The organism is Corynebacterium sp. MSK004 (assembly GCF_030232515.1).
In the GTDB taxonomy this organism is placed as follows: Bacteria; Actinomycetota; Actinomycetes; order Mycobacteriales; family Mycobacteriaceae; genus Corynebacterium; species Corynebacterium hesseae.
On the sequence record NZ_JASPKB010000002.1, the window covers coordinates 211,374 to 225,719 of the forward strand.

General features: G+C 63.8%; 10 protein-coding genes and 1 pseudogene. 6 read left to right on the forward strand and 5 right to left on the reverse strand.

Annotated elements, in window-relative coordinates:
* Together QP999_RS03525 and QP999_RS03530 are read left to right on the forward strand one after the other, a co-directional pair.
* Window positions 1-501 (forward strand): annotated as a pseudogene (locus tag QP999_RS03525) (VaFE repeat-containing surface-anchored protein); the annotation flags it as partial.
* Window positions 502-705: 204 nt separating this feature from the next.
* The gene (locus QP999_RS03530; protein ID WP_284847692.1) at window positions 706-1,578 is read left to right on the forward strand and encodes a class F sortase; all 873 of its coding nucleotides are present in this window, start codon (window positions 706-708) and stop codon (window positions 1,576-1,578) included.
* 34 nt (window positions 1,579-1,612) lie between these two features.
* On the opposite strand, the gene QP999_RS03535 is transcribed toward QP999_RS03530, so the two are convergent.
* Window positions 1,613-2,440 (reverse strand): PRD domain-containing protein, encoded by an 828-nt coding sequence (locus QP999_RS03535; RefSeq protein WP_284847693.1) that lies wholly within the window; start codon window positions 2,438-2,440, stop codon window positions 1,613-1,615.
* A 143-nt stretch (window positions 2,441-2,583) separates the two neighbouring features.
* Entirely contained in the window at window positions 2,584-4,692 is a 2,109-nt protein-coding gene (locus QP999_RS03540) for a glucose PTS transporter subunit IIA (protein ID WP_284847694.1), read from the reverse strand.
* Between the two features lie 348 nt (window positions 4,693-5,040).
* Between QP999_RS03540 and pta the strand changes: the two genes are divergently transcribed.
* Both pta and QP999_RS03550 read left to right on the forward strand, forming a co-directional pair.
* Window positions 5,041-6,405 carry a phosphate acetyltransferase gene (gene pta, locus QP999_RS03545; RefSeq protein WP_284847695.1) on the forward strand — a complete coding sequence of 455 codons (1,365 nt, stop codon included), beginning with the start codon at window positions 5,041-5,043 and terminating at the stop codon, window positions 6,403-6,405.
* Window positions 6,406-7,626: an acetate kinase gene (locus QP999_RS03550; RefSeq protein WP_193634694.1), complete on the forward strand. Its 1,221-nt coding sequence runs from the start codon at window positions 6,406-6,408 to the stop codon at window positions 7,624-7,626.
* A 24-nt stretch (window positions 7,627-7,650) separates the two neighbouring features.
* Here QP999_RS03550 and QP999_RS03555 read toward each other — a convergent pair whose 3' ends face one another.
* From QP999_RS03555 to QP999_RS03565, 3 genes are read right to left on the reverse strand one after another with little or no spacing between them, the layout of a single operon-like run.
* Window positions 7,651-10,269, reverse strand: coding sequence for a tetratricopeptide repeat protein (locus tag QP999_RS03555; RefSeq protein WP_284847696.1), 2,619 nt, complete (start codon window positions 10,267-10,269; stop codon window positions 7,651-7,653).
* Window positions 10,269-11,360, reverse strand: a complete 1,092-nt coding sequence (locus QP999_RS03560; RefSeq protein WP_284847697.1) for a glutamate ABC transporter substrate-binding protein — start codon at window positions 11,358-11,360, stop codon at window positions 10,269-10,271. Before QP999_RS03560 ends, QP999_RS03555 begins: the two co-directional genes overlap by 1 nt.
* A complete protein-coding gene (locus tag QP999_RS03565; protein WP_284847698.1) occupies window positions 11,360-12,796 on the reverse strand; it encodes a GlnX family signal transduction membrane protein in 1,437 nt (478 codons plus the stop codon). The genes QP999_RS03560 and QP999_RS03565 overlap by 1 nt, the downstream gene beginning before the upstream one ends.
* An 84-nt stretch (window positions 12,797-12,880) precedes the next feature.
* On the opposite strand from QP999_RS03565, the gene QP999_RS03570 reads away from it, so the two are divergent.
* Together QP999_RS03570 and QP999_RS03575 are read left to right on the forward strand one after the other, a co-directional pair.
* Window positions 12,881-13,369 carry an NUDIX domain-containing protein gene (locus QP999_RS03570; protein WP_070685796.1) on the forward strand — a complete coding sequence of 163 codons (489 nt, stop codon included), beginning with the start codon at window positions 12,881-12,883 and terminating at the stop codon, window positions 13,367-13,369.
* A gap of 39 nt (window positions 13,370-13,408) precedes the next feature.
* The gene (locus QP999_RS03575; protein ID WP_070685794.1) at window positions 13,409-14,341 is read left to right on the forward strand and encodes an ABC transporter ATP-binding protein; all 933 of its coding nucleotides are present in this window, start codon (window positions 13,409-13,411) and stop codon (window positions 14,339-14,341) included.
* Window positions 14,342-14,346: the final 5 nt, after the last annotated feature.

A 14,346-nucleotide genomic window follows, 5' to 3' on the forward strand; every position in this document is an offset into this window, starting at 1 on the left:
GAAGTTAATTCCAAGGGTGAGGAGACTCCGGGTAATGAGACGCCGAACGAGATTGGTGAGCACAAGGACATCAACGACAAGAACCAGACGGTTACTTCTGACTCTGACAAGCCTTCCGACACCCCGGATAAGGGCGACGGCAAGGACAATGATGGAGACAAGGGCAGCTCGAAGAAGGACCTGCCGTGGTGGCTGCTGCTCATCCCGGGTCTGGGCCTGATCAAGATCATCGCCGACGGTGGCCATAACGGTGGCAACGGCGGTCATGATGGTGGCAATGGTGGCCATGATGGTGGCAACAACCACGGTGAGTCCCACGACAACACCGGCCGCGATGACCGCGAGGTTACCGTCCTGGACGCAACCCCGCCGGAGGATGCTGCTAACCAGCCGCAGGACTTCGGTCAGCCGGTGCCGTCCAACACGCACCGCGTGGAGATCAAGCACGTACCTTCTGGTGCAACCCAGCTTGACCCAGGCATGCAGGACTTCATCAAGTAGTCCGCACTGCAACACCATCCCGGCCCTCACCGGCTGGGCATGGTAGGGGCAGGAAATGATTAGGACAATCCCCTCCAGGGTGAAAAACGCTGGAGGGGATTCGTCATATGATCCTTAGACTATTGTTTACATCGAAACCCCATAGCGAAGACTATTAGAAGCTAGAAGCCCATAACTAGAAGACAGTCACAAGGAGCAGAGATTATGGCTGACGAAAGCCAACAGAACGATATTCCGGAATACCCCGCCGAGTCCACAGGGGAGACTGCCGGGGAGGCTGCCGCGGCGAAGCACCGTGCCGGTGAGGAGCAGTCAGCGGGCGAATCAAAGAAGGGCAATAAGAAGCTCATCATTGGTCTGGTGGCGCTCATTGCGATCATCTTGGTCATCGTGCAATTGGTGATCTATGCGGGCCGCAATGGCGATGATTCTGCGGAAGATAATGCAAGGGATTCGGCGGAGACGTCGCAAAGCTCTGAGTCTGCCGCACCCACGACGAACAATGATCCCTTCGTGGATGACTCCGGTGAGCAGGATCAGGAGATTGATGCCGCACCGGGTGAGTTCCGTGGCTTTGGTGCCATGTCCCTGGGCATTAACGATGAGTTCGCCGCCGTGGACCCGATTCAGGTTACGGATACCGGCATGCTGATTCCGCCGCGCGATGTGCAGCGCTTGGGTTGGTATTCCGCCTCCGCAGTACCGGGCGAGGCTGGCCCGGTTGGCTCCAGCGTTATCACCGGCCATATCAACTACCAGGGGCAGGGAACGGGCTTTGCGGAGAAGTTCACCACCCTGGAGCAGGGCCAGGAATTCACCGTCTTCATCGACGGCGAGGAGCGCCAGTTCCGCGTGACGGAGGCGCCGTACCGTCTGCCGAAGGGCTCAGGTTTCCCGGACGTGGTCAATGACACCCAGGGAGAGAACCGCCTAGTCCTTATCACCTGCGGCGGCAAGTTCGTCGGCGGCGAGCTGGGCTACGAGGACAACATCATCACCGTGGCAGAGCCGGTGGCACCGGTCGATGGTGCTGTTGACGCGCCCGCTGAGGGCGCTGTAGAGGCACCGGCAGCTTAGGTTGGTTGGTTTATCGCCTAAGCGGGGTGATGGCTTAGGCGGAGGCCTCCTCCAGGCGCGCGATGTGCAGCGTCAGGTAGGAGACCTCATCGGGGGTTAATGTGTTGTCGAGGCGAAGCTCAATGAGGTTGGCTACCATCTGGGCGGTCTCGACGGCATCGGGGTAGCGCGCGGAGATGGCGGTGGCCACCTGGCGGTCGTCGGAGTCCAGCTGCTGGTGTTCCGCCATGCGCACGAAGAGATAGCGCAGGTGCGTGATGAAGCGGGCGACGGAGATGTCCTCGCTATTGAGCTCCGTATTGATGTGCGAGCCGATAACGGCCAGAATCTGCTGGATCAGACCCGTCATGCGGTAAGTGCCGGAGAGATCCCCCACTGCGAAGCCGGCGTTGACCAAGTGCAGTGTGATGGCCACGGCTTCGTCGGGAGCCAACGGCTTATGGAGGCCGCCGTTGATGGCCGTGAGTAGCTGCTGCGCGAGGGCAAAGTCCTCGGCGTAGAGGTGGCGCACCTCGGCTTCGAGGGGATAAGACACGGCGTTGCCGCGGTTGACGGCACCGTGGATGTGGTCCGCAATCGCGACGACCAAGGTGAGTTTGCTGCGCAGCGCCTCAGACATGTCGACGGAGTGCATGGCGTCGATGACCAGCTGAACGTATTCGCCGGGGATGCCGGCAATCATGGCGGCCAGGTGGTCCGGGTCGCGGCCAGAATCCGGTACGAAGACCTTGACCACCTTGGCGGGGTCAACCTCAGTGCCGGGGTGAGCCTGGAAGCCGATTCCGCGGCCGGTGACGATGACGTCCTCCGCGCCGCGGCGTGCGAGCACGACGTTGTTATTGAACACTCGCAACAGTTGCACAAGGCACCTTTCTGGTTGGGGTTAACCGGTTAAAGCTAGCCGATTGGAGCTAAAACGACTAAAGCCGGCCACGATGGTGGTTCCATCGAGCCAGCTTAGTCAGGGTTCGTTAAAGGCGTGCTCAAGGTTCCCTAGTGGGTCCTTTAGCGGGTCGTGGTGATGACCGTATCGCCAGCGGCGGCGTGGTTCAGGCCAGCCGGGGTGACGGCGGACAGCGCCTTGGTGTTGGTCACGGCCAGGACGATGGTGGTGTCGTAGCCGGCTTCGGTGACTTTGGCGAAGTCAACGGTGGCAAGCAGCTCGCCCTGCTTGACCGTGTCGCCCTTCTTGACGGCTGGGGCGAAACCTTCGCCCTTCATCTTCACGGTGTTGATGCCGATGTGGACGAGGACCTCCACGCCGTCCTCGGTCTTGATGCCGTAGGCGTGGCCGGACTTCATGGCACTCATCACGGTGCCGCTGACCGGGGCGTAGACCTCGTTGTTCTCGGGGACGATGCCCACACCGTCGCCCAGGGTGCCGGCGGAGAAGACCGGGTCATTGATCTCAGCCATGGGGACAACCTTGCCGGCAGCCGGGGAGGCGATGTCGGTGGTGGTGCCAGCAGCGGGCTCAGCGGCCTTGGCCGGGGCGTCAGCCTTGGTGGCGGTTGCGGTGGCGGCACCGGCGCCAGCGCCGGCAGCGGCGGTTGCTGCGGGGGCGTCGGCAAGCGCGGCGTTGTCGGCGGTGTTGGCGTTGTCGAGCTCGGCCTTCTCGGCTGCCTCGCGGGCGGCCTTAGCCTCAGCGCGCTCCTCCGGGGTGCGGTAGTCGGTGAAGAGGATGAGGAAGAAGGCCACGAAGAAGGCCACTGCGATGGCGATGGCGTACTTGGCCATCGGGGTGAAGACCGGGATGGTCAGCAGGGAGGTGAAGACGAAGGCGTCGGTAGTAATGCCGTTCGTGCCCAGGGTCAACAGGGCCACGGTCAGGCCACCAGCGAAGCAGCCCACCAGCATGCGCGGGTAAATCCTCTTGTAGCGCAGGTGGATACCGTAGAGGGAAGGCTCAGACACGCCGCCGAGCAGGCCAGCCAGGAGGGCGGAGCCGGAGGTCTGGCGCATCACGGTGTCGTGGTCACGAATGGACAGTGCCAGCACGCCAGCGGTGGCGCCGAAGCAGGCGAAGTTCCATGCGCCCATGGGGCCCTGGATGAAGTCATAGCCCAAGGTCTGGATGTTGACCAGCATGAGGGCGTTGAGCGGCCAGTGCAGGCCCAGCGGGACGAGGAACGGGTAGAGCATCGGGATGGCCAGGGCGAAGACGAACGGGGCGTTGTCATTCATCCAGGACAGGCCAGCGCCAATGCCGTTACCAGCCCACACGCCGAACGGGCCAATGATGAAGGCGGTCAGCGGGATGAGGAAGAGCAGGGTCAGGAAGGGAACGAAGACCATGTGCACCGCGGACGGGATGATCTTCTGGAAGCCCTTGTAGAAGAGCGCGGCGACGGCCGCCATGATGAGCGGGACGAAGACGTTTCCGCCGTAGTCCTGCAGCTGCATGGTCATGCCGAAGATTTCGATGGAGCACTGCTCAGCGCCGAGGGTGTCGTTGGTGACGCACTGGACGGCGGGGTTTTCTGAGAGATTCAGGAACTCCGGGGTGAAGAGCGCCGCCATGATGGTGGCTGGGACCCACGGGTCGATGCGCAGCTTCTTACCAGCGTTGTAGGCCACCATCACCGGCAGGAAGTAGAACACGGAGCGCCACATGGCGTCCACGAAGAACCAGGAGGCCGGCTTGTCCGGGGAACGGAAGTCCACGACGCCGAAAGCGTCCAGGACGGAGGCGAAGGCGATGATGAGGGAAGCGCCCAGCAGCACGCCCAGGATGGGGCGGAAAGAATCCGAGAGGTACTCGAAGAAGGCGTCCATCCACGGCAGCTTGCCCTTGGACTTGGCGCGGGCGGCGGCCTTGACATCGTCATTAGATTGGCCGCCGGACTGGTTGCGGTTCTTCATCTGCGGGAGGGCCTTGATCTCGTCATAGACCGTGGCCACGTCACCGCCGATGACAACCTGGTAGTTGCGGCCGCCCTGGGGCACGGCACCCATGACCTTGGGGATGGCCTCGAGTGTTTCCTTGTCTGCCTTGGAGGCATCAGCCAGCTCAAAGCGCAGGCGGGTGGCGCAGTGCGTGAGAGAGGTGATGTTCTCCGCCCCGCCGATGCCATCCAGGATGGCCTCGGCTGCCGAGCGAATATCAGTCGACATGAGAATCCTTTCGCGAGTTAAGGGCCTGTGAAAACCACAAAAGACCTAGGCCACAATGGTTCATAGCGAACCATCCCCACGCGGCTAAGAGTGGGGAGCCTAGGTCTTGCCCGAAGTAACAATCCTGGTTAGGAGCCTACTCCGGGGTGCTCACGGGAGACAAGTTTCTGTGGGATAGCACACTGTGGTCCCGGCTTAGGTGTCGGTGGCCTGGGAAGTTGATGAGGAAAAGCGTCAAGCGGGCGGCGAGCAGGGATGTGTTCCCGTACTGTGAAAGTGTCGTAGTGTCACTGTGTGTCCCAAATTGTGACCCCGGGTACACACCTTCTATGCAGAGAAAGGTTGGTCATGACCGCCAAGTCCTCACGCAATTCTGCCTTTATCAGCGTCATCGGGCGCGGCTTCGACGGCTTGGACGTTGCTGCTGTGGCTCAGGAACTAGGAGCCACCTTCGCCCAGGTCGATGACTTGGGAACCACGCTCAGCGAGGTTTTGGACAACGCCCCCGCGGGCAACCTGGTCCTTCAGGGCACAGGCGTTATGGACTTTGACGCCAAGGCCGCGGCCGCTCTGGGCCTGCCCTTCGTGCTGGTTTCCGATGCGCCTGACCGCGCCGCGGAGCTGGCGTTGGAGCACGCGCGCTCGGTAGGCGCCACTGTGGTGGGCGCGGTGGGCGACGTCTCCTCCGTTCCCAGTGCGATTTCTTCCCTGGAGGACATCGAACCCTATATGTGCGCCGAGCTCTTCCAGAAGCAGCTTCTGGATCAGGCCCGCGAAATCGGGGCGCACATCGTGCTGCCGGAGGGCGAGGATGACCGCATCCTGGAGGCTGCCGGTGAGCTCATTAAGGGCAAGGTGGCGAAGCTGACGATTCTGGGTGACGGGGACGTCGAAAAGCGCGCCCAGGAACTCGGGATCGACCTGAGTAGCGTGGAGATCATCAACCACCTGGAATCCCCGTTGGCGGAGGAATTCGCAGCGGACTTTGCGGAGCTGCGCAAGAAGAAGGGCGTGACGCTGGAGCAGGCGCGCGAGACCATGAAGGACGTGTCCTACTTCGCCACGATGATGGTGCACAAGGGCTTGGCCGATGGCATGGTCTCCGGCGCGGCGCACACCACGGCGCACACCATTAAGCCTTCCTTCCAGATCATCAAGACCAAGCCGGAGGCCTCCGTTGTCTCCTCCATCTTCCTGATGGTGATGCCGGGCCGCCTGTGGGCGTTCGGTGATTGCGCGGTGAACCCGAACCCGACCCCGGAGCAGCTCGGCGAGATCGCCATCGTCTCTGCGCAGACCGCAGCACAGTTTGGCCTAGACCCGCGCGTGGCGCTGCTGTCCTACTCGACGGGTACCTCGGGCGCTGGCCCGGACGTGGAGAAGGTGACGCAGGCCGTCGAGGTGGCTCGCGGCATCGATTCCTCCGTGGCGGTGGATGGTCCGCTGCAGTTCGACGCTGCCTGTGACCCCGGCGTGGCCGCCAAGAAGGCGCCGGAATCTGACGTTGCGGGTAAGGCTACGGTCTTCGTCTTCCCGGACCTGGAGGCCGGCAACATTGGTTATAAGACGGCGCAGCGCACCGGTGGCGCGTTGGCGGTGGGCCCGATTCTGCAGGGGCTGAACAAGCCGGTCAATGACCTCTCGCGTGGCGCGACCGTTCCGGACATCATCAACACGGTGGCTATCACCGCTATCCAGGCAGGGGTGAAGTAGATGGCGTACGTACTCGTTCTCAATTCGGGTTCCTCCTCGGTTAAGTTCCAGCTGGTGGACCCGGAAAGCTCGGCCACGGATACCCCGCTGGTCTCCGGCTTGGTGGAGCAGGTCGGAGAGCCGCAGGGTGCGGTGACCGTCAAGACGGGCGGTGAGGAATACAAGGAAGAGCTGGAGATTCCTACCCACTCCTTCGGCCTCGACCGCGCGTTCGGCATCATGCACGAGCACGGCGTGGGCCCGACGGATGTCGAGGTCATCGCCGTGGGCCACCGCGTTGTGCACGGTGGGCGCCTGTTCAGCGAGCCGCAGCTCATCGTGGACCAGATTGAGTCCATGATCGAGGACCTCATCCCGCTCGCGCCGCTGCACAACCCGGCCAACCTGGACGGCATCCGCGTGGCGCGCAAGCTGCTGCCGGATATCCCGCACGTGGCGGTCTTTGATACGGCCTTCTTCAATCACATGCCGCCGGCGGCCGCGCTCTATGCCATCAATAACGATGTGGCCTCGCAGTACGATATTCGCCGTTACGGCTTCCACGGAACCTCCCACGAGTTCGTCTCGCAGCAGGTGCCGAAGCTCTTGGACCGCGACCCGGGCCACGTCCACCAGATCACGCTGCACCTGGGCAACGGTGCCTCGGCGGCGGCGATTCGCAACGGCCGCCCGATTGATACCTCGATGGGCCTGACCCCGCTGGCGGGTCTGGCCATGGGCACGCGCTCGGGCGATATTGATCCGGGTATCATCTTCCACCTCTCCCGTGAGGCAGGGATGTCGATCGATGAGATCGATAACCTTCTGAACAAGCGCTCCGGTGTGAAGGGCATTGCGGGTGTCAACGATTTCCGCGTGCTGCGCGAGCGCATCAACAACGAGGACCAGGACGCCTGGCTGGCCTATAACATCTACATCCACCAGCTGCGCCGCTTCATCGGTGCATACATGATTGCGCTGGGCCGCGTGGACGCGATTACGTTTACCGCCGGCGTGGGCGAGAACGATACCGAGGTCCGCCAGGATTCGCTGTACAACCTGGACATGTACGGCATTGACTTCGACAAGGAAGCCAACCTCGTGCGCTCGAAGGAGCCGCGCATGATTTCGACCGTGGAATCCCAGGTCAAGGTCTTCGTGGTGCCGACCAACGAGGAGCTGGCCATCGCGCAGAAGTCCGCGGGCATTGCGGCCATGGCCCGGGAGGCGGGCCTGTACTAAGTCGAGCGTCGGCTATGCCGACGTCTAGAACATCGTGACTGGGCGGACCTTGTTGGCCAAGTCCACCAGCGCGTAGCGGTGGCGGGCGAACGGTGCCTGGCGGGCTAGTGCCCGCAAGGTATCCGCCAGGCCATAGCGCAGGCCGCGCTGGGTAAAGGGGAACTCGAAGAGGTCGTTGGGGGAGGCCGCGGCGTCGAGGTCTGACTCGCGCAGGAAGGTCAGCCCGGCGGAGATGACCGCAATCTTGATCTGCAAGAATCGCGGCTCGTTCTGCGGAATCTCCTCCAAGCGGCGGGCAGCACGGCGGATGCGGGACTCGGAGAGATCGTGCACGATGAGCTGCAGGACCGTGGTCAGACGGGCCATGCGGTGGTGGCGCGACGCATTGGGCACCTTATCCAAGGTGGCCACGGCGAGCTCAACCTGGTGCTCGGCGCGCAGCTGGCGGGCCAGGCCGAAGGCGGAGGAGACCGTCGTCGGGTTCGTGGCCCACACGATGCCGTAGAGGCGCAGAGAGTTGAAGCGCAGGTGGGCCGGATCATCGGTGACGTGATCCCAGATGCCGGGCTGATCCTCGAAAGCATCGTTGGGCAGATCCGCCAGCGACGTAGTGAGGTTGGCGCAGGCGCGGGCGACGGAGGCGTCGATAAGCGCGGCTTCTGAAAAACCCAGCTGCTGCAGGATGAGCTCGTTGACCGCGCCGATGGCCAGCTTCGGGGCGGCCTCACCGGGCAGCACGTCGAGGACGTGGGCGAAATGGGCCTGAGCCTCGCGGTACTTATCCAGCAGCAGCTCGGTCACGCCCGAGTACCAGTGGAAGCGCCAGTCCTTGCCCAAGCGCTCCTCGATGGAGGTCAGCCACTCGCGTGCCTGGCCGATGTATCCCAGATCAATCATGGCGCGCACCACGCCGAGGGGAATCTCCGCGGACTCCTCGTACTCCGGGGTCTGCATGGCCTGGCGCAGGGTCTCCAGCGCTTCCTGCGGCTCGGTATAGGAGGAACCCTGAAGCAGCGGGGCGCCGATATCGGAGCGGACGATGAGCGGGATGGGCAGCGCGGAGACCACCTCGGGGGCGGTGATGCGCACGGTGCGGTCGATGCCGTCGATGAGCTGGTCGGTGCGGAAGACTAGGTGCTTCGTGCCGAAGGTTGTACGCTGCGGGGAGAAGACGGAGTGTTGGGCCGGGTGCTGGATGCCATCGCGCAGCGCGATGACCTCACGCAGCACGCCGAAGAGCTGGTTGCGGAGCTCGGACACGGACGCGAAGCGCTGCTCCGGGTCAGGATCGGTAGCGCGCAACAGCAGGCGGTAGAAGGAGAGGTAGCGGCGCAGCAGCGGCTCCTCGGTAGGGGAGGGTAGGCCGGGCTTATAGACGCCATCCTCCACCGGCAGCTTCAACGTCAAGCAGGCCAGTGTGCGGCCGATGGAGTAAATATCGCTGGCCACCGAGGGGCCCTGGGTGGCGATCTCCGGGGCCTGGAAACCCTGTGTGCCATAGATGTGGCCGAAGGCGCCGATGCCGGAGACCGCGCCCAGATCGATGAGCTTGGCCTGGTCCTCGGTGACGATGATGTTGGAGGGCTTCAAATCGTTGTAGACCACGCCGCGGGCGTGCAGGTAGTCCAAGGCGGGCAGGATTTCCAGGATGTAGGCAATCGCGGTGTCGACCGGGAAGCGGTCATTGACCTGGTCGTTGCGGCGCTGCTTGAGCGAGGGGCCGCCCACGTATTCCATGACGATGAAGCCGCCGGGGACGCGGGGGTCATCGATGAAGTTGAAAATCTTCACGATATTCGGGTGTGTGATGTCCGCGAGGAACTCGCGCTCCGCCTCCGCAGTCGCTGTCTCTTCGGCGGAGTTGGTGGATTGCATGCCCTTGAGCACCACGATGCGCCCGGAGACGAAGTGGTCATTGGCCAGGTAGATCCACCCCAACCCGCCATGGGCGAGCACGCCGAGGATCTCATACTGGCCGGCCACCATGTCACCCGGCTTGAGCTGCGGCGGGGCGGCGCGGGGCGCATCCTGCGGATCGATGAGCGCCTCGCTGGGATCTACCGGGACCACGAAGGGCAAGGTAGCCATGCCATCGGCCACCTCGCGGTCGGTGCGCTTGGTGGCGCGGCGCTGGCGGAAGGTATCGAGCGCGCGGCGGCGGGAGGCCCGCGAGGGGTCCTCTGCTTTGCGACGATCACGCAGCTGCCCCAGCTCCTCGATGAGTGCCGCGATGTTATCCGAATCGACGTATTCGCCGTCCTCGGGTTTGCCCGTCGCGGTGCCGTGCGCGCCGGGGCGGTCCGCTGGGGAGAGGACGGCGCCGGTGGCACCGAGGTCCTCCTCCTCGAGGTCATCCGCGAAGGGATCGAAGGGGACTGCCGCGGTGCGGTCTGAGGCTTCCGTGCTGTCGGCGCCGGGCGCTGCTGCGTTCTGGCCGCCGGATTCCGCGGACGACGCGGTGAGGTGGTGGTCCTCCGAAAAATCGTCCTCCTCATCGGCGAAGGGATCGAAGCGCACGGCCTGGGTGGCGTCGGCAGGAGCTTCGGGCTCCACGGCTGCGGGATCTGCGGCTTTGGGCTGCGCAGTCTCGTGCTCTTCGGGCGTGAGGTGGTCGAGCTCATCCTCGCTGAAGCGGTGCGACATTAGTGCCCCTCCTTCTTCTCACCGGGCTGGTTGCTGGTTGGGGAACTCGGCTGCGATTCCGTCGCGGGTGGAGTCTCATCGAGGTACTTCGGTGCCGGGAGCAAAGGCTGTTCCATATAATCCCCCAACCACGTGCTGAAGAGCTTCTGCCAGGTCCCGTCCTTGCGGATGCGCTCCAGCGTGGAGTTGACCTGGCGGATGAGCGGGCGCGAGTCATAAGAGCCATCGGGTTTGCGCACGGCTACGCCATAGCTTTGGCTTTCGAGGGGATCGCCGACGATCTCCGTGTAGCGATCCTGCGCCAGCATCCCGGAGAGCAGGGCATCATCCACCACGATGCCGTCCGTTTGCCCCAGCTGCAGCGCCATGAGGCAATCGCCCCAGGCGCGGGTCTCCAAGATATCGGAAGTAGGCGCGTGCTTGCGTATCGCATCCACCATGGTGGAACCCTTCGTCGCGCACAAGGTCAACCCGGCGGTATCCGCGATGGAGTGAATGCCGGAGTTCTTCAGCACCAGCAAGCGGGCATCCGTTTGCATATAGGGAATGGAGAAGGCGACTTCGCGCTGGCGTGTGGGGCTAATCGTCATGGTGCGGATGACGATGTCTACCGTGCGGTCGTTGAGGGCACGCGCGCGCTCGGAAGCTTCCACGAAGCGGAAGTCCACCTTGTTGGGGTCCCCAAAGATATCGCGTGCAATTTCGCGGGCGATGTCGGCCTCGAAGCCGCGGACCTCGCCGGTGGCGGTATCGCGGTAGCTGAGCAGGTTATTGGAGCGGTCCACGCCCACGATGAGCCGGCCGCGCTCCAGGAGCTCGGGCACGCGCTCCTTCGGCGACTTATCGTCCGGGCGGTAAGAGCCGTAGGCTTCTGCATCGCTTTGCTTGGACACCTCACCGCTGCCTGCGGGCTCGATGATGGCGTCCTCCGGCAGCGGCGGGCCCGGCGTGGAATCGAGGTTCGCGGTAGAGGGCAGGATGGGATCCGGCGCGCTAGGCGGCTCCGGCTCGCAAGCACTGAGTGCCACGGCGCTGCTGAGCACGAGCAGGGCGGCGATCCAGGCCGGGCGGTTCGTGGTAGGGCGGCGCATCACAGGTACTCCTGCAGACGGGGGCGGATTCCCAACCACACGGCGATAATCGCGCCGAAGGTAGCCAGGAGCACGCCAGTGGACACCATGGTCATGGCATTGAGCCCCTGGACCAGGTAGGTGCGCATGGCGTCGCGGGCCTGGTCGATGAGCGCGGCCAAGGAATTATCCACGGCGTTGAAGGCACTGGCGGCGGTGGGGTCACCGTCCGGATCGATGGCGGTGGCCTGGTACAGCGCGGCATCGTAGTCACCCATGGAGAGATCCTCCATGAAGTTCTCGTGCGTGGTCGTCCAATCTTCCACTGCCTGCTTCGCGTGGGGAATTAGGGTGGGATCGGAGGAGGGGAAGTCGTCGTCGACAAGCGCCTGCTCATAGTCCCGCAGAGCCTGGTTGACGGAGTACACCGTGGAATTAAAGTGCACGGACATGTCCTGCTGGGAGGAGCGCAGAACTAAGGCGAGAGTCTCCGAGGTGCGCATCTGCTGGGCCTCGATGCGGGAGGCGGTCAGCGAGTCCCAGGGGCGCGATACCGTCTCGAAACCCTGGTGGCCCGAGGCCCACGTGGCGAAGTTGGAGGCGGAGGCCCACACCAGCGCCAGGAACAACAGGCCCGTGGCCACCACGAAACCGCGGTTGAAGCGCCGGCGGGTCAGCCGCCACAGCCACCACTGCGCCAGGCCGAGGAAGATGAGAGCGGCGACCAGACCAGATAGTGGCACCCACTGCGGGCGGGTCAGGCGCTGCTGCTGTTGGCTCACCTTTTCCGACGTCAAGGTGAACAGCTCCGCGGCGGCGGGGAGGATCTGGGTCCGCATGAGCGCCGAGGCATTGGACATATAGGAATTCGCCACGGCGTGGCCCGCGCGGTGATTGACGCGGGCCTTTTCCACGAGCGCGGTATACACCGGCAGCTTGCGTTGGATAAACGTGACGAGCTCGCGCACGCGCTCATCCTCCGCGGAGGTGCCCACGATGGCCTCCGTGGCGGCGACGGAGGCGGCATCGATGGCCTCGTTATAGCGGTTGCTGTTCACCTCCGGCTCCACGCCCGCCTGCACGAAGCCGGTGGTGGCCACGGTATCCGCCAGGGATAGGTTGGTGTAGAGGTGGTGCGCCGCATTCGACATCGGCTCGGTGGAGGTCAGCAAGGTATCCAAATCATCGTGCCTTGAAGCCGAGGATGAAGACATGGAAAAACCGGCCGCCGCCAGCGCGACGGTGAGGATGACGGTGACCGTAAAAAGCTTGCCGGGCGTGGTGGCCGCGAAGCCATAGAGGCGCCGGATGACGCGCGCGGGGCCGGCGAAGGAGCTCATGGCCAGCTGCGTCGGGCGGCCAAATGCCGGGCTGGCGGGCTCGGTGACTTCATCGAGCCAGTGATCGCCCCATGATTCGGGGGAGTGCTCGCGCAGTTCGGTGGCCGGGCCGGTCATTCCCTTAGGATAGCGCCCTCGACCGCGTCGCGCGATGATTTGGGGCAGGGTGGCGCGGGCTGCTTCTGACGTATCGTGGAAGGCATGTGTACACGCGTAAACCCAGAACTCTCCGGTGATGGCTGGTCTAAGGGGCCGGGCGGGGTGCCGGTATGGGGCAAGTTTGGAGCTGCTGGCCTTTTCTTGGTGGCGGGGGATGAGGTGTTGCTCCAGCACCGCGCCACGTGGACGAATAATGGCGGGACCTGGGGAATCCCGGGCGGGGCGCGGGATAAGCCGGAGTCCCCGGAGCAGGCAGCGCTGAGGGAGACGGCGGAGGAAACCGGAATCTCGGCCTCAGACATCGAGGTGCTGGATGCGCTGGTCACCTCTGGGCCTTTCGAGGAAGGCTGGACCTATACCACGGTGTTGGCGCGGACTGTCTCGGGCCAGCGGCTGGAGACAACCGCCAATGCGGAGTCCGCCGAGCTGCGCTGGGTGCCGTTTAACCAGGTAGAAGAGCTAGAGCTCTTGGCTCCCTTCCGGGAAGCGCTGCCGCGTTTGCTGGAGCGCTGGGAGGAAATCAGCAGCTGATACAGGCGCGCGGCGGGAACCTGTGGCACGCTGTAGGACATGATTGAAGTAGCCGGACTGACCAAACAGTACAAGTCTGTCCGCGCCGTCGATGACCTCACCTTCCAGGTGAAGCCGGGACAAGTGACCGGCTTTCTGGGACCAAACGGCGCTGGAAAATCAACGACGATGCGCATGATTCTGGGTTTGGACAAGCCCACCGCTGGCACTGCTCTGGTGCACGGCAAGCCCTACCGCGAGCTGAAGAACCCACTGCGTGAGGTGGGCGCGCTTCTCGACGCCAAAGCCGTCCACGCCAACCGCACCGCCGCCAACCACCTGACGTGGATGGCGCAGGCCAATGGCATTCCTACTTCCCGCGTCGACGAGGTGCTGGGTCTTGTGGGCTTGGCTGATGTTGCCGGCAAGAAGGCTGGCGGCTTCTCCCTCGGTATGGGCCAGCGCCTCGGCCTGGCGGCCGCCCTGTTGGGGGATCCGGGCGTGCTGATCCTGGATGAGCCGGTCAACGGCCTAGATCCGGAAGGTATTCGCTGGGTGCGCTCGCTCGTGCGGGCGCTGGCGGCGGAGGGCCGCACGGTGCTTATCTCCTCGCACTTGCTGGCGGAGATGGCGCAAACCGCGGACCATCTCGTGGTGATTGGCCGCGGCAGGCTCTTGGCTAATCAGCGGACCTATGACTTTGTGAAGGAAAACTCCAGTGCCTCGGTTATCGTGCGCTCGGAGCACTTGCGCGAGTTCGGCTCGGCGCTGAAGGAGGCCGGCATCACGTATAGCGAGTCGGTTGATGAGGAGCAGCGCCGCACCTTGGTTATTCCGAACCAAACCACGGATTACGTGGGTCAGCTGGCTTATTCCACGGGTGTGCCGCTGACGGAATTGACGCTCCACCGCGCCTCGCTGGAAGAGGCCTACGTGACTATGACGGAACGCGCGGTGCAGTACCAGGCGGCGGCACCGAAGGAAGGGGTATAGCGCTA

Coding starts and splice junctions, on each gene's coding strand:
- QP999_RS03560 (WP_284847697.1), bottom strand. CDS start 11,360: ATGCGCCGCCCTACCACGAACCGCCCGGCCTGGATCGCCGCCCTGCTC.
- QP999_RS03555 (WP_284847696.1), bottom strand. CDS start 10,269: ATGTCGCACCGCTTCAGCGAGGATGAGCTCGACCACCTCACGCCCGAA.
- QP999_RS03530 (WP_284847692.1), top strand. CDS start 706: ATGGCTGACGAAAGCCAACAGAACGATATTCCGGAATACCCCGCCGAG.
- QP999_RS03540 (WP_284847694.1), bottom strand. CDS start 4,692: ATGTCGACTGATATTCGCTCGGCAGCCGAGGCCATCCTGGATGGCATC.
- QP999_RS03565 (WP_284847698.1), bottom strand. CDS start 12,796: ATGACCGGCCCGGCCACCGAACTGCGCGAGCACTCCCCCGAATCATGG.
- QP999_RS03550 (WP_193634694.1), top strand. CDS start 6,406: ATGGCGTACGTACTCGTTCTCAATTCGGGTTCCTCCTCGGTTAAGTTC.
- QP999_RS03570 (WP_070685796.1), top strand. CDS start 12,881: ATGTGTACACGCGTAAACCCAGAACTCTCCGGTGATGGCTGGTCTAAG.
- pta (WP_284847695.1), top strand. CDS start 5,041: ATGACCGCCAAGTCCTCACGCAATTCTGCCTTTATCAGCGTCATCGGG.
- QP999_RS03575 (WP_070685794.1), top strand. CDS start 13,409: ATGATTGAAGTAGCCGGACTGACCAAACAGTACAAGTCTGTCCGCGCC.